This is a genomic window from Pseudoalteromonas sp. S1608 (assembly GCF_005887265.1).
Lineage (GTDB): Bacteria > Pseudomonadota > Gammaproteobacteria > Enterobacterales > Alteromonadaceae > Pseudoalteromonas > Pseudoalteromonas undina.
This window is the reverse complement of record NZ_PNDK01000040.1, coordinates 34,916-54,538: the sequence shown is the minus strand read 5'-3', so window position 1 is coordinate 54,538 and position 19,623 is coordinate 34,916. Positions and strand designations below refer to the sequence as shown.

Genomic DNA, 19,623 nt, shown 5'->3' with positions numbered 1-19,623 from the left:
TTTTCCTATACGTTATCTCTGCGTCATTTAGTATTGACGGTCTCGATCATGGGCAGCATCAAACGTGTGTTTAGCACCCAAAGGCACAATTTGCGTTGGGTTAATGGTTACGTGACTGACGTAGTAATGCACCTTTGTGTATTCTAAATCGACCGTTTCCTTTATCCCAGGTACTTGGTAAAGCTCATTAATGTAGTTACTAAGATTATGAAACTCACTTAACTTTTCTCGATTACACTTAAAGTGCCCGTGATACACCGCATCAAAGCGAATAAGTGTGGTAAATAATCGCCAATCGGCTTCAGTGAGTGTATCGCCCACTAAGTAACGCTGTTTTGCTAATCGTGCTTCTAACCAATCTAAGCTATCAAACAAGGCGGTGTAAGCTTCGTTGTAAGCTTCTTGAGTTGTAGCAAAACCGGCTTTATACACCCCATTGTTAATGGTGTTATAGACACGGTTATTCACTGTTTCTATTTCTTCACGTAGCGCATCTGGATAATAATCGTCGGTGTTACCAGTAAGCTCATTAAACGCACTATTAAACATGCGAATTATTTCTATTGATTCGTTGTTTACAATAGTCTGCGTTTTTTTATCCCATAAAATAGGCACGGTAACACGCCCTTCATAGCTAGGGTCGGCTTTTAAATACAATTGGTAAGCGTAATCTAAGTTATAAAGTGGATCGCCCTGCTCGCCAAATTCCCAACCGTTTTCCATCATGGGTGCTTCAACAATACTCATAGAAATAATGTCTTCGAGCTGCTTTAATTTACGAAATATAATGGTGCGGTGCGCCCAAGGGCAAGCCAAGGATACATATAAATGATAGCGACCCGCTTCTGGTTTAAATTTACTGTTTTGCGCTGATGAAATCGTATCTCTAAAGCGGCTATCTTGGCGTACAAATTTACCGTCGCTTTTTTCAGTGTCATACCATTTATCGACCCATTCACCGTTAACAAGTAATCCCATGTCCGTCTCCTTAGTTTATAGAGTGTGCCAACCTTACGCAGGTTGGCAGCTTAAAGTTCAATCACTTATGTGATCAGCTTATTGATTTAATTTGTTATGAATTTTTCCATCAAGGGATAGCTTTCCAGCTCCTTGGATCAGTAAAGCTAGGGTAATGGCTAACAGCGATAACGCAAATTCATAACCGTTATTGCTCATAAATAAACCGTTATCTATGTGTGTGGTAAAAATAGCAACTACCATAGTGATAGCCAGTACAAAACTCGCAGGACGCACCAGTAAACCAACGATGAGTAGTAACCCACCAAAAAATTCAGCGCCACCGGCCATTAATGCCATTAAATAGCCCGGTGCTAAGCCAATCGACTCCATCCATTGCCCTGTGCCTTCCAAGCCATAGCCACCAAACCACGCAAACAGTTTTTGTGCCCCATGAGCGCTAAACACTAATCCTGCAATAAGCCTTAATGGTAGTGTTGCAAAAGACTGTTCAGTTTTTGTGATGGCATCTGTAATATTTTTAATCGTCATAGTTTTAACCTGTATAGTTCCAATTGAGTATGCAGCTATTGTATAAGTTGAATTAAAATTAAATAACTCCTATTATTTGCTCTATATGTTCAAATATTTTGAACAGTTAATATTGGGCATCATTATGAATACACCCCCTATAAGCATAGAAGCTTTACTGGTACTGGACGCCATTGAGCATCGTGGCAGTTACGCAGCCGCTGCAGAGCAACTTAATAAAGTACCCTCAGCCTTGTCGTATATTGTTAATAAACTTGAAGAGCAATTAAATGTAACCTTGTTTCAACGCCAAGGTCGACGTGCTGTTTTAACTCCTGCAGGTAAACATTTACTGACCGAGGGGCGTAAAGTACTCAATGCTATAAATAATTTATCGGAGCAAACACAAACCATAGCTAATGGCTGGGAGCCACGGATACGTATTGCCTATGACTCTATTTTTGACATAAGTGACGTATTCAAAAATCTACAGCTATTTTTAAATGAGCATAAAAATATCGAGATAGACATTAAAGAGGAAGTACTTAATGGCACTTGGGAGGCTTTAATTGAGGATGACGTTGATTTAGTGATTGGCGCACCGGCCCCTGTACCTAATCAAAAGGGGATCAGAGCGGTAAAAATAGCTGATATTCGAAATGTTCTGGTGGTTCACCCTAGCCACCCGTTAGCGCTACTAAAAACCCCCATTGAGCCCAGCGAACTCGGTCAATACACCACGGTTATAGTGCATGACTCAGCAAAGCAAGGTATTCCGTGGTCAGCTAACTTAATCGAAGGTAATCAACGTTTTTATGTAAGTTCTGTAAGCCAAAAAATAACCGCTATTTTATCCGCTATTGGCATTGGTTATTTACCTGTAAACCTTATTGCTGAGCATATAAAAGCTAACAAACTGCATGTTGTGGAACTTACCGAACCACGCCCAACTCAAGACTTATACCTTGCATGGAAAATAACTAACAAAGGTAAAGGGCTGAAACAGCTGACCCAAATTATTCTAAATAGTGTTTAAGCCTAATAAACGCAAAAAGCCCATGCTAAAACAGCATGGGCTTTTTGAAACTGTAATAAATATTACAGCGCGAGATCTTGCTTAGCGCGCGTTAAATTGTGCGACACTAACTCGTTACCTGACATTTGTTGTGCTTCGTAAAAGTCTGATAATGCAGCTGTTTCGTTTTTAGCCATTAAACGTCCTACACCACGGTTACTTAAAGCAAATGAAGTCAGCTCACGTACTTTAAAACGTGGGCCAGTGCTTTGTTGTAATAAAGTAATTGCTTTTGAGCAAATTTCTTCAGCTTGGCTATAATTTTTTGATTTTACATTTAATGCACAATCGTTAAATGCAACTTCGAATTCTTGAGGGGCTGTTTTAGCCTCTTCAATAACCATTAACTTGTAATCACTTTGATCAGCCATTACAGCAGCTGAGCAAGTTAATAAAGAGCCAAGAGCGATGGTTTTGATAAGTGAGCGTTTCATGATTAATTTCCTATTTGGTTAGTCGTGCTTGTTGCCGACAACTAAACTTTAGAGTGTTTACTTAATCTCGACAAACGATTAAAAACAAACCAATAAGTGAAAAAAACTAACCTATAGATTTTAAGCTGCTAAAAAGCGATTAGCAGTTCAAAAAGTCAATCACCTCTTCTTGTAGATCAATATAATCGTCTTCTGACATATTTAATGTTGCTAAAACGTGTTTTTCTATATCATCCCAATCTTTAGTGGTGTCGCCGCGTAAAACACAATTAACCAGATTCTCAGACATTTTTAAAACGCTGTAACACAATTGTTGGTTACTTCCAGTTATGTTACTTAGCATGCTCAAATCGTGATGACGTAAAATAAGCTGACAAATATCTACGGGTAAATGCCAGCTGGTCGCTAAGTAATAACCCACAGTGGCATGATTAGTTCCATATAAACGCTCTTCTATATCTATCAAGCTTTCTTTATGGGTATTATTTGAAGTATGCAAAGCACTCACGTAATTATCAAATTTGATTGCCATTGGCACAATGCCACAATCATGAAACAAACCAAGCGTATACAAGTACTCAACGGGGACATTATTTAGACGTTGTCCAATAATCATGTTTACATCAGCAATTTCTGAGGCGGTATCCCAAAAACGTTCAAGGCTAATACAGCACTCATTTTGGGCGAACATTTGCTTTAGCTTTAGGCTAGGAACTAAAGCTTCAATGCCATTCCAACCTAAAAACATAATGGCTTGTTTAATATTTGACACACTACGAACTAAGCCATAAGCGGGTGAATTAACTATCTTTAAAATAGCGGATGCAATAGCAACATCTTTAGCGATGATTTCTGCGGCGTCTGAAAGCGAGGGCTCTTGTGCAGATGCTAATAATTCAAGATCATTTAAGATTTGCGGTCTTGGTGGAATAATAAAGTTTTTATTTACATCTGATAATACCTGCTCATTAACTACAATCATCGATGTCTAGCCTCCAGCTAAGCTATATGGATTATTTATTTTATTCCATTTGAACTTTTATACTAGAAGTTGATTACTCAATATTCAATATTTTACCTGTTTTTAAAATTAACTATTTGTGGCTTAAGCTTTTATTTTTCATTACTAATGCAACCTAAAAAAACGGCCAATAAAAAAGCCCTCAAATGGTTGGTTAGAGGGCTTAGGAACTAATTTGAACACTTAAAATGGCAGTTAGGCTATACCATGTATCTCTTTCCAATTACCTGGATGAACAACATAACCAAACAATGCATGTCCGCCATATACCAGCTCTGTTCCTTCTGGTATCCAGAGCATTTGCCCTGGTTTAACATGATGGGTTTCGCCATTTGCGGTTAACTCGAAGCAGCCTTCTATAACAAATACAACTTCATCATAAAGTACTGTCCATGCTACTTTTGCACCTTCCCATTTCGCAAAACCAACACCAATATTTGGTGATATTTCAGTGCTAAGTGCACGAGCCACGTAGGCCATCCCAGGCGTATCTCCACGTACATTAAAGTCGAGTAATTTACTGTCTACTAATTTAACCTGTTTCATATTTCACTCCTACTTTGCCATTTGGCAAGTTTAATTCGGCTTTTTACTCCTAAACCAAGCAATGGCTCTGGTGGATTTAAACTTGGCATACCCGTTACCTGCTGAATATCATCAAGCGACTGCGATGTTGCCCCCATAACATAATCAGCAAGCAAAGTACCCGACACAGTTCCCCAAGCAACCCCCACACCGTTATCACAGGCGCTGGCAAACACTCCATCATCGAGTTGGCCAAAGAAATTAGTGAAATTTCGCGAAATAGCATAGGTGCCTCCCCACGAATGTGTAAAAGGCACATCGACTAGTTGTGGATAGCGAGCTAAAAATACTTTGCGATGATCGTTTTGAATTTCCTGACGCAACTTATCACTAATGCTGTTGCCATATTTAGCTACATGTTGGTAGGTATTACGAATAATAATACGACGATCAGCGGTCATCCTAAGCGTTGTGCCAGCGTGATCAGCGGGTGTAAGTCCCCAATCAAGTAAACCTGTATACTGCTGCATTTCTTTATCGTTTAGCGGTCGGGTCCAACTAGCAAAAGTCATTACAGGAAGTAATCGATTTTTTAAAAAACCAAACTCACGAGTAAAAATACTTGTACCCAGTAATAACTGAGGTGTTTTAATGCTGCCGTGCTCTCCTTGCAACAGCCACCCGCCTTGCTCTTTCTCCAAGCGCACAATAGGCGAATGCTCAAATACCTCAATGTTTTTTGGTAAGTTAGCGCCTAAACCACAGGCTAGTGCTGCGGGTTGAACCAAGTACCCCCCCGGGGTGTAAATAGCACGGCTGTAGTAATTAGTGCCTAATACTTTTGCCAAATCAGTGCCAGTAACATGCTCAAATGGTTCGCCTAAATCGGTCATAAGATGTTCGAAGTGATCAAGGTAAGCTTCACCCCTAGCGCCTACTGCACCTTGGTATTTACCCGCAGCCGACCACTGGCAATCAATGTTGTATTTAGCAACTAAAGAAGCAAGCTGATCAATCGCGAAACGGTTAAGTGACAGTAATCTTTGCTTATGTGCAGGATCTGGGTGCTCAAGAGAGAATTTATGCGGTAAGTCAATCACAAACCCTGAATTACGCCCTGATGCACCTTTGCCTATTCGCTGTGCATCAATTAGGGCAATTCGTGCATTTGGCGCGTGCTCAGCTAAACGGCGTGCCATAGCTAAACCAGCAAAACCAGCGCCTAAAACCACGTAGTCAGCCTTTTGTGCCCCCGTTAAAAGCGCTTGTTTAGGCTGCTTTGGTAAAGCGTTATACCAGCCACAGGTATTATCATCATGCGGTAAATGAATCATATTTTACTCCGTTGCTGCTAGGTTATTTAAACTTATTTGCTCTAACCAATAACTGCGGTTAGCCTGTACTTGTTTACCTAACAGAGCAAAACCAAGTACTTGCTCATTAGCATCATTAAATACAGCCACTAACTCTTCACCTTGTTGTTTTATATGCCACTGACCTTGCGCCATAGGTGGTACAGGAAAAATAGTTAACGGCATAATAGGGGTTTTAACAATAACGGGGCTCGGCAAAAATTTGGCGTTAGTTACATTGCCCAACAGGCTATTGACTAAAGCAGGTAGAATTTGATTTATGGGTGCAATATATGGCTGCCATCCTTGTGATGTTTGCGCACAGTCACCTAATGCAAATATAGCAGGGCGACTGGTTTGGCCATCGTCATTTACTTTAATACCACGCTCAACTTCTAATCCAGCTTGCTCAGCAAGCGTTACATTTGGCACTAATCCTACCGCAGATAGCACCACGTCAACTTCAATCACTTGACCACTATTTAAGTGTAATAATGAAACAGAGTCGTTGACTTCAATACGGTTGATACTATCTTCTAAATACCATGATACCCCCAAGTCTGCTAACTTTTGCTGTAAGGCTTCGCCGACTACTTGTGGGATCAGTCGATACATTGGCCACTGCCCTAAACCGATGACACTCACTTCATAGCCTTTGGCGCTCAAGTCATTTGCAAATTCACAGCCAATTAACCCATCGCCTAAAATAGCAACTCGCTTTTTACTATCAAGTTTTGCTCTCAATTGTGCATAATCGTGCAAATCATTCACACTTAGTACTTCTGAGGCGTCTCCAGCAATTGGAATTTTAATTGCTGACGCACCTGTCGCTAGTACTAAACGCCTATACTTATAACGCCCTATGCTGGTGATCAGAGAGTGATTATCTGCATCTATTCGTTCAACACGTGTATGCGGATAAACACGAATATTAAGACGCTGCTCCCACTCAAGTGCGGCTTCGTTTTGTAAATCAGCTGCGCTTTTCCCCATTGCAAAAGCATTCGAAAGAGCAGGTTTGCTGTAAAGTGCGCCGTCATCAGCGGTGAATACGGTAATAGCTACGGTTGATGATTGTTTACGTAATGCAGCCGCTACTTGATAACCACTGTGGCCACTACCAATGATAACAATTGGGCCTTGCGGTTCATCAACAATGGCCTCAGAAACACGAGTGTGTTGAACAGCAGCTGGTTCAGTTACTTCACCTTCAGTTAGTTCATCTTCACTTATTTCGATCATTTCAAAATCGGCTTTGCCTACTAAACAATCTGGACATACCCAATCCTGTGGTACATCCTCCCAAAGGGTGCCTGGAGGAATACCATCAGCAGGCCAACCTTGGGCCTCATCGTAAATGAGGCCACAAATAATACAGAGCCATTTTTTCATTTCTCTATCCTAATAATTTGGATTTAACCCTGTGGGTTATCTACTGCAGAAAGTCACAAATAGATAAACCGTAAGTTTTATAAACAGAGTCGTTGCCACTCGTTATAAACGTATAGCAATATTGCGTGTTTGCATGTAGCTGTAGATGGCTTCTTGACCTTTTTCTCGGCCAAAGCCAGACAATCCAACTCCGCCAAATGGCGTTTCTATGCCACCGGCAAACCATTCATTTATAAAAACTTGTCCACCACGAAGTTGCTGAGCCACTTGTAATGTTTGGTTAAGTGCTTCACCAAATACGCCTGCTACTAAACCAAATTCAGTGCCATTAGCTATTTTTACAGCCTGTTGCTCATCTTCAAATGGCATAATAACCAATACAGGACCAAATACTTCTTGTTGAGATATGGACATATCAGGGGTTGCTTCGATCACAGTTGGAGCAACATAGTAACCTGCCAAATCAGGAGCATAGCCACCACATAAAATAGTTGCTCCCTCTTTTTTAGCTTGTTCAATCATTGCCAATACACTGATTTGTTGAGCTTGAGAAACCACGGGCGTTAAATCGGCCTGCTCTTCACCAGAGCCGATTACTAAATTTTCAGCCATAGTAACCACTGCCGATTTAATCTCTTCGTAACGAGCTTTATCTACCAGTAAACGCGACATTGCAGAGCACACTTGTCCAGCATTAAAGAAAATACCTGTTTGCACACTGCTGATAACTTTCTCAGTAGCCGCATCTTTAAGAACAATAGCTGCAGATTTACCACCCAATTCCATTACAGAAGGTGTTGCACGCTCAGCTGCACCTTTTAGAATACGTTGCCCAGTGGGCACTGAACCGGTAAAAACAATTTGATTAACATCATTATGCTCAACTAGATGGCTCCCCACTACTGAACCCTTACCACACAATAGGTTAATAGCGCCTCTTGGAAAGCCAACACTTTCGAGTGCTCTTACTAAATACACCATACCAACAGGCGAAATTTCGGGTGACTTAATGACTACTGCATTACCCGCCGCCAGCGCTGGAGCTAAAGAGCGAGCACAGATTGAAACTGGGAAATTCCAAGGTACAATTTGTACTGATACACCCATAGGGATATATTGCGTAAAATCAATATAGTTTTTACCTAAAGGAATCGACGTACCTTCGAGTTTGTCAGCCATGCCGCCATAGTATTCAAAATAACGAGCAGCCTCTAAAAACTCATCTTTTGCATCCGCTAAGGTTTTACCGTTTTCTCTGCACAGAGCTAAAGCACCTTCATCAGCTATCTCTTTGATAGCTTTTGCTGCATCAAGCATCCACGTTGTGCGCACAGCTGGGCGTACATCGCTCAATAGTCCACGGCTTATGCATTGTCTGGCGGCTAGCATCGCATTGTTTGCATCATCAACGCTGGCACTTGCAATCGTGCTATATTCCTGTGCCGTGGCGGGGTTTATTACCGAAATATGAGTGTGAGAATCACACCACTGGCCATTAATGAAATTAAGATAATGAGTCATAATTAAGCCTCCGTCACAGATTTCACTTGTTTGGCAAGCCAAATTTGGAAGAAGTGTGTTGGTGTATCCATTTCAGGTGAAAAAGCCCCACCACCAAAACCAGGTGAGTACCGTCCTTGCTGCATTCCTTCAACTGCGCCAATATCTTCACCAAACACCACACGCCATGATTCAAGTGTTGCAGTACGACACGCCGCATACTCATCTTTAGTTGCCTCATCACTAATATAGAAAATACGTAAACGTTCAATAGTTTTATCTGTACTAATTGGGTCGATCATCATTGCAAAAGCGTGATCAGCTTGAATACCAATAAGTACATTTGGAAATAAAGCAACATATTCAGCATGGCGAAGCTTTTCCTCAGGCCAGCTTGGGAATTTTGGTAAATGTGTACCAGCAGTATCAGAAAGGTTATATTTATAGCTACCTTGACCAGAAAAACGCTCATCGAACATGATATTGTAGTGATCTTCTAATTTAGAATAAGTATTTAACGCTGGATGTACCCAAGGTAAATGATAGGCTTCACAGAAGTTTTCTATGGTTAACTTCCAGTTACTTTTTACTTCAATTTCTAAGTGTCCGCCCATATTTGCACGACGTAATAAGCTCAAACCATCGTCACCTAAAAACTCTTGCCAACGCTGTGTTAAAGGAGCTATATGTTCATCGAAAGAACTCGCCTCGCCAGATAGATTAATGAATACCATATCCATCCAAATAGCTGAGCGGATTGCTTTTAGCCCATGCTTTTCACATGCAAAACGTTCATCGTTATGCTTACCGATGCCACCTAAATGTGGAGTGCCTTTTAAGCTTCCATTTAAATCATAGGTCCATGAATGATAAGGGCAGCGGATCATGCCTTGCACTTCTCCTGCTTCATGTACTAACTTCATCCCTCGATGGCTACACACATTATGAAATACCTGCACTTCGCCTTGGCGACTCTTCATCATTAATAAAGGTAAGTCCATAAAATCAATTGGCATAACATAACCGTTTTTGATTAAATCTGATGCAAAACCAACGCACACCCATGTGTTACTAAAAACATGATCACGTTCAAAATTAAAGTACTCAGGATTGGTATACGCCTCGTTAGGCATACCTGTCGCTTCATGTATCGGGTTTAGTACACGATCAATTTGCTTAATAGGAATTATTGTTTGTTTTACAGTGCCCATGCTCATTCTCCGAACGGTGTGTGTTTTAAAAAAATTTAAAGAGCAAAGTTCAATAATTAAAACCCATAGTTTTAACATTAACCTCACGCCCCAAACCCGTAACAACATTCTGTTATCAGATGTGTTGATTTTGATTAACAACAAAGCACTAAACAAACGATAATTTAGCATCTCACTCATGAGTTTTTGTAATGATTAAGAGTGCAATAATATAAATATTGCTTACTGGTTATAAATAAGCAGTAACATCGCATAAGCAAAGCTCATGGATTGATGAGGATTAATCATTTGTAAATTGCCGGTTAATTTTTTAGTTTCTTACCACTTATTTAACAACAACAAAAAAGACAACGGAGCACACACATGAAAAAATCCGTAATTTTGGCTAAGTCTGGTTTTTTAAAGGGATTAAATCCGACGGTGACCATCGCATCGAAGGTAATTCTAATCGCCTTTATTTTATTCATAGTCATACTTGCAAATAAAGCAGGGCAGTATTTTGAAAGCCTTTCGACTTTTTTACTCTACAATATGAAATGGTTTTCTATTGGCTTAGTAACTTTAGTCGTTGGTTTTTTACTTTATTTGATGGTAAGTCGATACGGCCATATTCGACTGAGCGAAAATGACGACGATCAGCCTGAATTTAGTTTTTGGGCATGGATAGCCATGTTATTTTCTGGGGGGATGGGTATTGGACTGGTTTTTTGGTCTGTAGCAGAACCCATGTGGCACTATGCTGCAAACCCATTCACCGAGGGGTTAACCAATGAAGCAGCGTCAATGTCAATGCAGCTTACTTTTTACCATTGGGGCCTCCATCCGTGGTCGCTTTTTGTAATTGTTGCCTTAGCCTTGTCTTATTTTTCTTACCGTAAAGGCCTTCCTTTTACCTTTCGCTCTATTTTACACCCACTAGTGGGCGATAGAATTTATGGCCCTATAGGACATGTTGCCGATATTATCACGGTAGCCGTTACAGCCTTCGGCATCGCGCAAACCCTGAGCCTTGGAGTTATTCAAATTAACTCTGGATTACAACAAACGTTTGGGATAGAGGTTAGCCTTGTTACTCAAACTGTGCTTATTATTGTGCTATGTACCATTGCTGTAGGCTCGGTTTTATCGGGCGTTGGTAGAGGAATACGGCTACTCTCACAATGGAATATGTTGCTGTCGTTACTATTAGTATTGATAGTACTTGCAGTGGGTCCGACCCGTTATATTTTAAATGTATTTATGGAAACATCAGGGAATTATGTACAAAATTTAATTTCGATGGGGCTATGGACTGATTCGCAAAATGACTCAGGATGGCAAAGCTCTTGGACCGCTTTTTATTGGCCATGGTGGTTAACTTGGGCACCGTTTGTAGGTATGTTTATTGCGCGAATTTCAAAGGGACGTACCATTCGCGAACTTATTGGTGGTGCTTTGGTGGCCCCAACTGTTATTGCCTTTATTTGGCTTTCCGTATTTGGTGGTAGCGCCTTAAAAATGGAGCAAAACGAACGTATTGCTGCACAACAGCAAACCGTTGTAACACAAAACAAAGTTACAGAAACAAACGCAGAACCCTTTAGTGGTGGTGTTGTATTACAAGCAACCAAAGCAGATAGTACACGTGCCCTCTTTACCTTATTTGATAATTTAGACAGTAACTTATTAGGTAAATTACTGAGTGTATTAGCCTGTATCTTACTTGCTACTTACTTTATAACCTCAGCCGACTCGGGCACCTTAATATTGTGTATTTTAGATGCTGCTGGTGATACTGAACCACCAACCTCTATTCGTATTTTATGGGGTATAGTTATTGCACTTATTGCATGGGTACTTATTTATGCAGGAGGCCTGCAAGCAATAAAGTATGCGTCAATCATCATTGGCTTCCCTATTTCTATATTTATTTTAATGATGGGTGTTACCTTGTTTTATAGCATTCGCCGTGAACCAAAGCCATGGGCAATGTTGCCGCAACACGTACATCCGTGTAAAGAAAAGCTGGATGGCCCTGTGGAGCACTAAATCAATATAATAAGACTAATAAACAAAAACCCTGCTAGTTAGCAGGGTTTTTTTATTGCGATGTAATTTATACTAAACCGGTATCGCCTACTTCTTCAGGAAGTTGTGTTAAAAGCCACTCTCTAAAATACTTTACACTCGCAGGTATGCGGCCACCGTTATCTGGCTCTAGTAAAGAAAACTTAGATTCAGTGGCTAATACATGCTCGGTTGGACGCACTAATGCACCACTTTGTAAGTATTCATCAGCCAGAGACCCCCACGCTAATGCAATGCCTTGACCATTAATTGAGGCTTGCAACAACATGGGGTAATTATTTATGTTAATGCGGCTTTTAGGAGCTATCTGCTCAAGTCCTACTCCTGCAAACCACTCATCCCAATTAACCCATCCCATTTGTGTTTCATCTAAAAATAAAATTGTTTTATTAAAAATATCTTTCGGATCGTTCGGATTACCAATTTTTTCAAGATAGCCAGGACTACAAACTGGAAACACTTCTTCGCAAAACAAAGTGGTCACCTTCATATTAGCTGGAGGCGTGCGACAAAAAAACAATGCTAAATCGCATTCTAAACGGTTTAAATCAACTACATTATCAGATGCTAATATTCTTAAATCAATGTCATCATATTGATTTTGAAACTCAGCAACTTTTGGCAATAACCACAAGGATGCCATTGCATTAGTTGTCGCTACGGTTACTTTTTTATCCCCTTGCCATTTTTTTACCTCTCCTGTTATATCGGCAATATCCAATAAGGAGCGACTTATAGACTGATAATACTGCAGACCAGCTGAGGTTAAATGAATACTGCGGCTTGCACGAGTAAATAAGGCTTTACCTAAATACTCTTCTAACTGTCGTATTTGACGACTTATCGCACCTTGAGTAACGTTAAGCTCATTTGCTGCAAGAGTAAAACTTAGGTGTCGAGCGGATGCTTCAAATGCGACTAGACTGTTTAGCGGTGGCAATGGACTAATTTTCATATAATTTCCTACTGCGTTTCTATCAAAGAAACTAATAACCAATCCATTGATGGTAAAAGTAAGTACTGAATATATTTTTAAACATTGAGTTAATCAATTACAAATTTGGTAAGGGTTTTAGTGTGGGTAATTAATTAGTTTGTGAAGACATATAAGCACACGCCCAATATGTAGACGTGTGCTTTGAATATTGGTTTAGAAGTAATAGCCAATATTAATGTTAAAGCGACGCTCAGTTTCGCTGCTATCGCCCGCTAATGAACCACCAACAAATGGCATATTTTTACCATGAACTAAGTCAAAGTAAGTAAATAAACCACCAGCAGCTACCGAGAAACCGGTTACGTTCATCCACGTATCTCTGCTGTTGTCTGATTTGTCGTAAATAGCACTATAGTCGTTATAAAACTGTAAGTTTGTTACCGCGCCCCATTGTACCGGTACGCTGTATGCTACGTTTGCACTCGACATTGTTGCCTCTGCCGCCATGCTGTCGTAAAACGAGTAAGCGCCCACAGCAATACGGTTTACGTTATCAATATCGTAGTTATATTCACCGTGTTGAAGTTGTAAGTTCCAAGGGCCCATATTACTGTTTAAATGTAATGCCCACGCGTTGTAGTCACCTGCGCGGTCAACACCATCATGCAAGCCACCAGCGAGTGCCGACACACCTATTTCAGTTTTACCACCTTCATGTTCTAGGTGATAGCCGTAACGACCTGAGAACGTATTGTACTCGCCTATAGCATTAGTTGGCTCGGCATAAACACCATCCCCAGCTTCTCTAAAGCCAACAATATCGTAAGAATAGCGATCGCTGCGGTTATCTACATAACCATCAACACCACCTAATTCATCATTTTTGAAAAAGCCCAAATCAAGCTGCCAGTTATCAGCAATCTTACGCTTAAATAACACCCCTAAATCGTGGTCGTCTTCAAGGCCAACATAATAGTTAGTGCTGAAAAAGTAGTTATGAGAATTGTATGGCCAGTTACCAAAAGGAACCTTGGTAATACCTGCTTGAACTTGCCAATCATCAGCAAAATCGTAAGCTGCATAAGCGTATTTAACAGCGGTCATATAATCAAAAAAGCGAATTTCAGCGTTTAATTTTACATCACCAACGTCGCCTGAGAAATTTAAGCGAAAAATATCAAAGTCAAAATCGCCGCCGCGATTTTTATTATCGTCATCATACGAAGTATGGCTGTAGTTGGTTCGAACAGCACCACCAACTTTAATTCCCTGAGGCTTATGTTCATGTTTAGCTACTTTAACTTCAGCTGTATCTTCTTTCACTTCAATGGTGCGTTCGATTGATTTTTCACTTTTTTGCTCTGCTTTCGCAAGTTGCTTTTGCAGCATTTCCACTTGTTTTTGTAAGCTGCTTAATTGCTGCTTTACTTTATCAAGATCTGTATCTGCATGTGCCTGATGTGAAAAAACAACCATAGCCACTGCTAGTGCTAAAGGTTTCATAGGTGTCATAATTTGTCCTTGCTTGCCTTGTTGATATTATTAACTCGAACTTGGTCAGCGTGAGCTAAGTACCTGCTTGATTTTACATGTTGTTTTACAATGATAACGTATTTTTACAACTCTTCAATTACACTTTGTGATTTTGCGCAACACACCAGCAACACACAAACTACTTTTTAGCAGGGTAAGCATGACAATTAATCATCATTTTAATAAATAAAAGCAGTAGCTTGCAAAATTAAATCTTAAAAAATAGCAGGATGATCATGTACCTATTTTTAATGTGTTATTATTTGAGAAATCATATTTAAAACAGCCAGTTTGCTGCTACATATATAAATTGAGGACGCTCAAAAAATGAAAAATAACGATACCTTTAACACGATTGCTACGTTAATTTTTAAACATCTTTATAATAACTTTCCAACTCCAAGTCAGTTAGATCCTGAACAATTAATTAGCGATGCCTCAGATCATCAAGGTGAGCAAATAAAAGGAACAATCGCGTTTCTTCTTCATGAAGAATATATATTTTCGACGCCAAGCGCCGCTTTTTTGCTAACCGAAAAAGGCTTTAGCCACGCTTTGTGCCCTAAATTTTAAACTCACCGTTTAAAAAGCGATACCACAAAAAAAGCCCTAACAATTAAAGCTAGGGCTTTTTAATGATTTTTAACGTTTATTTTTTCTCTTTTTCTAAACGCTTTTTAAGACTCAAAGCCGCATCTGCAGCCAACAAACGCATAAATTCAGAGCCGTTGTTTTGTTCGCCTTGACCCGCACCTATAACAATTTCAGGCACTAAGCGGCTGTTACCTAAGCTATTAAATAAAGCCGTTTGAATTTTAACTTCTGCTTTAAGTGTTTCATCAAACACATATTTAGGATCAAGTGCTGCTGACTTTGCGCGTAAACGTGCTTCAGCTAATACATCCATGCCTAAAGCTTCTAAGCGTTGCTGTTTTAAAATTTCTTCTTGCTCTTTTGCAAGCTCAGCCTTCACTGCAACACGCTGTTGTGCAGAAATAATCGCATTGGCTTTTATTCGCTCTGCATCAATTTGCTCTTTAATTTTTAGCTTTTCAGACTCAGCTCTTTGCTTTGCAATCGCTTGTTCGCCTAATGCAACTTCTGTACGTGCTTGTTGCTCTGCCTTTTTAAGGTTTTGTCTTGCAAGCGCTTCATCTGCTGCAGCTTGCTTTTGCGCCTCTAAGCGCGCATTTACCTTATTTTCGTAATCAATATCAATAATACTCGCATCAACCACCGTGATGCCGTAAGAGCCTAAAATAGGTGCATTACGCAGCGGCTTACCTTCAGCATCTTTCTTTATGTTAATGGTAACGCGTTGTTGCTTACTTAAATTGCTTAAATCGTCAGACTTGTCACGCTCGCCAGTACTAATAATTTGCTCAGTAACAAAAATGCCATTAGTCAGTTGATCAGAAAAATCTTGGCTTAATTGACCATTACCACCTGAATAATGTTGCTCAACCGACATCATACGTGCCGACGCTTTTACATTTTCTGTAGTGGCACGCATTAAAAGATTAGATATCAGGGTTTCTTGGGAGCCAAATTCTTCATGAATTTTTAATAATCCACGTAAAGCGCCCGACTCACTTGCCGGTACATTACCTGGTAATCTAAAACGTGATACTCCTCTGGCGCCACCTGTCGTGGTATCTAAGAATCGAATAGGAATGAGTGGTACAATGGCACTCGCTGTTGCACTGCTATCGCCGGTAAAGTTAATTGAAATAACTTTTTTATAGGCCGATGTGGTGCCAAATGCTTTTAAGTAAGGGCCCGCTTGATTTATTACCGTTAAATTACCAGTAAAAGCTGACTGATGAACTAACCGTTCATCGGCTTCATTCCATGAAATAACCTGCGAAGTTAATGTTGCAATAACTGCTAACACCACAACAACGGATGTTAGTAAAATCACATTACGACGACCAAAACGCGCCATAAATGAAGTGTTTTTTGCCTCAGCGACTGTTTGTTGCTCGCTATCCATTTTTAGTACTCTCCATGTTTAGTTTCTTTTTAACAAAATACGTAATTTCTTGTTCGCTTAAATGCGCACAAAAACTACCCGATCGATGCAAATCTATAAATGTTGCAAGGATCTCTTGTTTGCCTTTAATTGTTTTTTCCTGGTTTTCTTGGGTTTGGTTTTTCTCGCTAAGTTGAGCAATAAGATCATCAATGATGGTGTCTTTATCAAATAACACATTATATTCTTTTGACTTTCTTACTCGGCTCTTACGTACATTGCTGTAAATCACATAAAGCGCCACACACAAAATAATAACAAGCGTACTTAACCCAATAATATAAAAAATCATAACGTCTGCTTATATTAATTGAATAATTAACCCTAACAACAAATGTAACGGTTAAATCACAAATGTTAAGCCCATAATTTTACAGAATAACGACCCAAATAACAGAATTAATACTTGGCTTGTGTATATTTTTGTAAAAATTAAAATAGAAAAGTTTAATATCTGAAGTCTCAACATCAACAATGTTACTTTTAGTGAGTGTGGGTGACAGCCGCTTAGAGTCAACGGTAAACATCTTCTGTTCAAACTTTCATATTGAATATTAAGCCATTTATCCTTTTTGAAATAAGCTGATTTCAAAGTAAAAAATGCAATAATTTCCGAGTAAAGTTAAAAATATTTAAATTTTTTCTGGCGAAGATCAAAATGCGGCCTACCCTTAGTATGTAAATTAGGTACTGATTATTTGCTCAAAATTAAATCATATGGGCATGCAGTTGATCATTTACGTTACATCAAACCACTTATTAGTGAAAAAGGATATAAAGATGAAAAAATGTAAATACGCAGCATTGCTCGCTACAGCTATCTATGCACAATACAGTTTTGCTGCAATCGATGAGCTCACTATTTTACAACACACTCAAGAAGCAAAAAAAACCACAATTGCCAAACAAGCCAATACCCATGTAAATCTTTCTAGGCAATTTACAATCGAAACAACACAAGGTCCTGTAATTACTCAAACTGTATCGCACCCTAATGCTGATTACATAAAGCTACATTTTAGCCAAGTAGATCTAAATGGTGACGCAAAGTTAGTCGTTAGAAGCGAAGACAACTCAGAGCGTTATGAATATAGTAGTAATAATATGGACGCTGCAACAATCGATAGCTTAAACGGAGATGATGGTGTGCATTCATTTTCTTCTATGTCGGTTTCAAATGACAGCGTTATCATTGAATATTACCCTGATCCAAAAAACAGTAAGCAGCAACACCAGTTTGGTGTTATTGATAGCTATTATTACGGCACTGAAAGCGCCAATATAAATATCAACCAACAAAATAAACCTGCCCCTTTGTCTACCTGCGGTATTAATGAGCGCAAAGACGTGCAGTGTTGGGCTAATTCCAACCCAACAGAGTTTGACCGCAGCCGCCCGGTAGCACGCTTAGTAATTGGTGGCCGCAGCTTATGTACCGGTTGGCGCGTTGGCAGCGATAATAAGTTATTTACCAATAACCACTGCATAGAGACTGCATCTGAGCTTGCCTCTACAGAAGTGTGGTTTAACTACCAAAATAAAAGTTGTAATGGGACAGCCAGAGAAACTATTGTAAAAGTAACAGGTAAAGAGTTTTTTAAAACTGACTACACGTTAGATTACACCCTATTTAGTGTTAATGACTTTGCCAATATTGAACAGTTTGGCTACTTAGGGCTTGATGTGCGAAACGCACAGCAAAGTGAACGTATTTATATTCCGCAACATGGTTCAGGTAATCCTAAGGAGCTGTCTATAGAATCGGATCAAGACACCAATGGTTTGTGCCAAGTTAATGCCCCCTCAACGAATGGGCGTGGAAGTAATACTGATATTGGATACTATTGTGACACTATAGGCGGCTCTTCTGGTTCTCCTGTTGTTGCAGCATCAAGTAATCGTGTTATTGCACTTCATCATTTAGGCGGATGCTACAATAAAGGCGCCAAAATAAGTAAGATTTGGCCCCAAGTCGCAACTTACTTTAATAACACAGTGCCTGTTGGCGATAACGACGGTACTACACCACTGCCACCTACCGCACGTTTTGAATACAGCTGTGAGCAATTACAGTGTAATTTTGATGCAACAAGCTCCAGCTCAGCAGGTACTATCAATAGCTATAGTTGGAACTTTGGCGATAATCAAACCGATATAGGTGCAACTGTAGTGCATAATTTTGTATCTGAGGGTGATTACGACGTCTCTGTTACGGTGCAAGATAGTAACAATAATACAAACACGCTAACCCAAACGATTAGTGTTTCAAATGGCTCACCAACAGAAGTTGAATTAACTAAAGGGCAAGCATTAACAGGCCAAAGTGCAGCATTAAATCAAGAGACTATTTACTATATTGATGTACCTGCAAATAGCACTAACATCTCAATCGACATAACGGGTGGTTCAGGTGATGCAGACCTCTATGTTAAAAAGAGTACAGTGCCGAGCACAAATAATTACGACTGCCGCCCATTTAGAAATGGTAACAATGAAAGCTGTAATATAAGTCAAGGAGAAGGTCGTTTTTACATTATGCTTAAAGCGTATAACAGCTATCAAAACGTAACAATCCTGGCTAATTATGAAAATAGCGCACCACCTACAGATAATGATACTCGCGTATTAACGCCTCGTGCTTATGGATTTGCAGATTTTTGGCAGCGCTATAGTTATGTAGTACCTACAGGCGCAACCACTGTAAACATAAAAACATTGGGTGGCGAGGGAAATACTAACCTCTATGTTCGAGCGGATGCAGCAGTAACAAAAATACAATACGATTGCTTATCGAACAACAAAGACAGCAATGAAAGTTGTATCTTAGAGGTGAGTTCAGGCCAGACATTACAAATCGGCTTGTTAGGCGTCACTAATTACGATTGGGTTAAGCTTGTTGCAACTGCAAAATAATTAATATCATTCCCCTAAACAAAGCACTGCAGTGAACCTGCAGTGCTTTTTATTTGGTTTTAATTTACTCTTTTAATGCAGGCGTAATAAACATCACAATAAATAAAAAATACCACCTATTACAAAAAGAACTCATAGTTAGT

17 protein-coding genes are annotated in these 19,623 nt (G+C 39.7%); 4 read left to right on the top strand and 13 right to left on the bottom strand.

Annotated features, from left to right (window positions below):
* Positions 1-27: 27 nt before the first annotated feature.
* Entirely contained in the window at positions 28-978 is a 951-nt protein-coding gene (locus CWB75_RS15295) for a glutathione S-transferase family protein (RefSeq protein ID WP_138571107.1), read from the bottom strand.
* Positions 979-1,056: 78 nt separating this feature from the next.
* Positions 1,057-1,509: a DoxX family protein gene (locus CWB75_RS15290; RefSeq protein ID WP_138571106.1), complete on the bottom strand. Its 453-nt coding sequence runs from the start codon at positions 1,507-1,509 to the stop codon at positions 1,057-1,059.
* 124 nt (positions 1,510-1,633) lie between these two features.
* Between CWB75_RS15290 and CWB75_RS15285 the strand changes: the two genes are divergently transcribed.
* Positions 1,634-2,524: a LysR substrate-binding domain-containing protein gene (locus tag CWB75_RS15285; protein ID WP_138571105.1), complete on the top strand. Its 891-nt coding sequence runs from the start codon at positions 1,634-1,636 to the stop codon at positions 2,522-2,524.
* Between the two features lie 62 nt (positions 2,525-2,586).
* On the opposite strand, the gene CWB75_RS15280 is transcribed toward CWB75_RS15285, so the two are convergent.
* The 7 genes from CWB75_RS15280 to CWB75_RS15250 all read right to left on the bottom strand — a co-directional run bounded on the left by CWB75_RS15280 (position 2,587) and on the right by CWB75_RS15250 (position 9,998).
* Positions 2,587-2,997 (bottom strand): hypothetical protein, encoded by a 411-nt coding sequence (locus tag CWB75_RS15280; RefSeq protein ID WP_010390302.1) that lies wholly within the window; start codon positions 2,995-2,997, stop codon positions 2,587-2,589.
* A 139-nt stretch (positions 2,998-3,136) separates the two neighbouring features.
* Positions 3,137-3,979: an HDOD domain-containing protein gene (locus tag CWB75_RS15275; protein WP_010390303.1), complete on the bottom strand. Its 843-nt coding sequence runs from the start codon at positions 3,977-3,979 to the stop codon at positions 3,137-3,139.
* Positions 3,980-4,213: 234 nt separating this feature from the next.
* Positions 4,214-4,564, bottom strand: a complete 351-nt coding sequence (locus CWB75_RS15270) for a EutQ-related cupin domain-containing protein (RefSeq protein WP_075169106.1) — start codon at positions 4,562-4,564, stop codon at positions 4,214-4,216.
* Positions 4,561-5,877 carry an NAD(P)/FAD-dependent oxidoreductase gene (locus tag CWB75_RS15265; protein ID WP_138571104.1) on the bottom strand — a complete coding sequence of 439 codons (1,317 nt, stop codon included), beginning with the start codon at positions 5,875-5,877 and terminating at the stop codon, positions 4,561-4,563. The genes CWB75_RS15270 and CWB75_RS15265 overlap by 4 nt, the downstream gene beginning before the upstream one ends.
* A gap of 3 nt (positions 5,878-5,880) precedes the next feature.
* On the bottom strand, positions 5,881-7,287 hold the full coding sequence (locus CWB75_RS15260; RefSeq protein ID WP_138571103.1) for an FAD-dependent oxidoreductase: 1,407 nt from the start codon (positions 7,285-7,287) through the stop codon (positions 5,881-5,883).
* A gap of 102 nt (positions 7,288-7,389) precedes the next feature.
* Positions 7,390-8,808: an aldehyde dehydrogenase family protein gene (locus CWB75_RS15255; RefSeq protein WP_010390308.1), complete on the bottom strand. Its 1,419-nt coding sequence runs from the start codon at positions 8,806-8,808 to the stop codon at positions 7,390-7,392.
* 2 nt (positions 8,809-8,810) lie between these two features.
* Positions 8,811-9,998, bottom strand: coding sequence for an aromatic ring-hydroxylating oxygenase subunit alpha (locus CWB75_RS15250; protein WP_041708938.1), 1,188 nt, complete (start codon positions 9,996-9,998; stop codon positions 8,811-8,813).
* Between the two features lie 363 nt (positions 9,999-10,361).
* Here CWB75_RS15250 and CWB75_RS15245 point away from each other — a divergent pair, with 363 nt between their 5' ends.
* Positions 10,362-12,026: a BCCT family transporter gene (locus CWB75_RS15245; protein ID WP_226915943.1), complete on the top strand. Its 1,665-nt coding sequence runs from the start codon at positions 10,362-10,364 to the stop codon at positions 12,024-12,026.
* A gap of 67 nt (positions 12,027-12,093) precedes the next feature.
* Here the strand turns inward: CWB75_RS15245 and CWB75_RS15240 are convergent, their stop codons facing one another.
* Both CWB75_RS15240 and CWB75_RS15235 read right to left on the bottom strand, forming a co-directional pair.
* A complete protein-coding gene (locus tag CWB75_RS15240) occupies positions 12,094-13,020 on the bottom strand; it encodes a LysR substrate-binding domain-containing protein (RefSeq protein ID WP_010390313.1) in 927 nt (308 codons plus the stop codon).
* A 195-nt stretch (positions 13,021-13,215) separates the two neighbouring features.
* Positions 13,216-14,514, bottom strand: a complete 1,299-nt coding sequence (locus CWB75_RS15235) for a porin (RefSeq protein ID WP_010390315.1) — start codon at positions 14,512-14,514, stop codon at positions 13,216-13,218.
* Between the two features lie 348 nt (positions 14,515-14,862).
* Here CWB75_RS15235 and CWB75_RS15230 point away from each other — a divergent pair, with 348 nt between their 5' ends.
* On the top strand, positions 14,863-15,108 hold the full coding sequence (locus CWB75_RS15230; protein WP_054201077.1) for a hypothetical protein: 246 nt from the start codon (positions 14,863-14,865) through the stop codon (positions 15,106-15,108).
* 76 nt (positions 15,109-15,184) lie between these two features.
* On the opposite strand, the gene CWB75_RS15225 is transcribed toward CWB75_RS15230, so the two are convergent.
* Both CWB75_RS15225 and CWB75_RS15220 read right to left on the bottom strand, forming a co-directional pair.
* Positions 15,185-16,528 carry an SPFH domain-containing protein gene (locus tag CWB75_RS15225; RefSeq protein ID WP_010390318.1) on the bottom strand — a complete coding sequence of 448 codons (1,344 nt, stop codon included), beginning with the start codon at positions 16,526-16,528 and terminating at the stop codon, positions 15,185-15,187.
* Entirely contained in the window at positions 16,521-16,859 is a 339-nt protein-coding gene (locus tag CWB75_RS15220) for a hypothetical protein (protein ID WP_010390319.1), read from the bottom strand. Before CWB75_RS15220 ends, CWB75_RS15225 begins: the two co-directional genes overlap by 8 nt.
* Before the next feature lie 488 nt (positions 16,860-17,347).
* Here CWB75_RS15220 and CWB75_RS15215 point away from each other — a divergent pair, with 488 nt between their 5' ends.
* Entirely contained in the window at positions 17,348-19,480 is a 2,133-nt protein-coding gene (locus CWB75_RS15215; RefSeq protein WP_138571102.1) for a pre-peptidase C-terminal domain-containing protein, read from the top strand.
* The last annotated feature ends 143 nt before the right edge of the window (positions 19,481-19,623 follow it).

What these genes read in the sequence shown, in the direction of transcription:
- CWB75_RS15295 (WP_138571107.1), bottom strand. Translation starts at nt 978, where the DNA reads ATGGGATTACTTGTTAACGGTGAATGGGTCGATAAATGGTATGACACT.
- CWB75_RS15290 (WP_138571106.1), bottom strand. Translation starts at nt 1,509, where the DNA reads ATGACGATTAAAAATATTACAGATGCCATCACAAAAACTGAACAGTCT.
- CWB75_RS15285 (WP_138571105.1), top strand. Translation starts at nt 1,634, where the DNA reads ATGAATACACCCCCTATAAGCATAGAAGCTTTACTGGTACTGGACGCC.
- CWB75_RS15280 (WP_010390302.1), bottom strand. Translation starts at nt 2,997, where the DNA reads ATGAAACGCTCACTTATCAAAACCATCGCTCTTGGCTCTTTATTAACT.
- CWB75_RS15275 (WP_010390303.1), bottom strand. Translation starts at nt 3,979, where the DNA reads ATGATTGTAGTTAATGAGCAGGTATTATCAGATGTAAATAAAAACTTT.
- CWB75_RS15270 (WP_075169106.1), bottom strand. Translation starts at nt 4,564, where the DNA reads ATGAAACAGGTTAAATTAGTAGACAGTAAATTACTCGACTTTAATGTA.
- CWB75_RS15265 (WP_138571104.1), bottom strand. Translation starts at nt 5,877, where the DNA reads ATGATTCATTTACCGCATGATGATAATACCTGTGGCTGGTATAACGCT.
- CWB75_RS15260 (WP_138571103.1), bottom strand. Translation starts at nt 7,287, where the DNA reads ATGAAAAAATGGCTCTGTATTATTTGTGGCCTCATTTACGATGAGGCC.
- CWB75_RS15255 (WP_010390308.1), bottom strand. Translation starts at nt 8,808, where the DNA reads ATGACTCATTATCTTAATTTCATTAATGGCCAGTGGTGTGATTCTCAC.
- CWB75_RS15250 (WP_041708938.1), bottom strand. Translation starts at nt 9,998, where the DNA reads ATGGGCACTGTAAAACAAACAATAATTCCTATTAAGCAAATTGATCGT.
- CWB75_RS15245 (WP_226915943.1), top strand. Translation starts at nt 10,362, where the DNA reads ATGAAAAAATCCGTAATTTTGGCTAAGTCTGGTTTTTTAAAGGGATTA.
- CWB75_RS15240 (WP_010390313.1), bottom strand. Translation starts at nt 13,020, where the DNA reads ATGAAAATTAGTCCATTGCCACCGCTAAACAGTCTAGTCGCATTTGAA.
- CWB75_RS15235 (WP_010390315.1), bottom strand. Translation starts at nt 14,514, where the DNA reads ATGACACCTATGAAACCTTTAGCACTAGCAGTGGCTATGGTTGTTTTT.
- CWB75_RS15230 (WP_054201077.1), top strand. Translation starts at nt 14,863, where the DNA reads ATGAAAAATAACGATACCTTTAACACGATTGCTACGTTAATTTTTAAA.
- CWB75_RS15225 (WP_010390318.1), bottom strand. Translation starts at nt 16,528, where the DNA reads ATGGATAGCGAGCAACAAACAGTCGCTGAGGCAAAAAACACTTCATTT.
- CWB75_RS15220 (WP_010390319.1), bottom strand. Translation starts at nt 16,859, where the DNA reads ATGATTTTTTATATTATTGGGTTAAGTACGCTTGTTATTATTTTGTGT.
- CWB75_RS15215 (WP_138571102.1), top strand. Translation starts at nt 17,348, where the DNA reads ATGAAAAAATGTAAATACGCAGCATTGCTCGCTACAGCTATCTATGCA.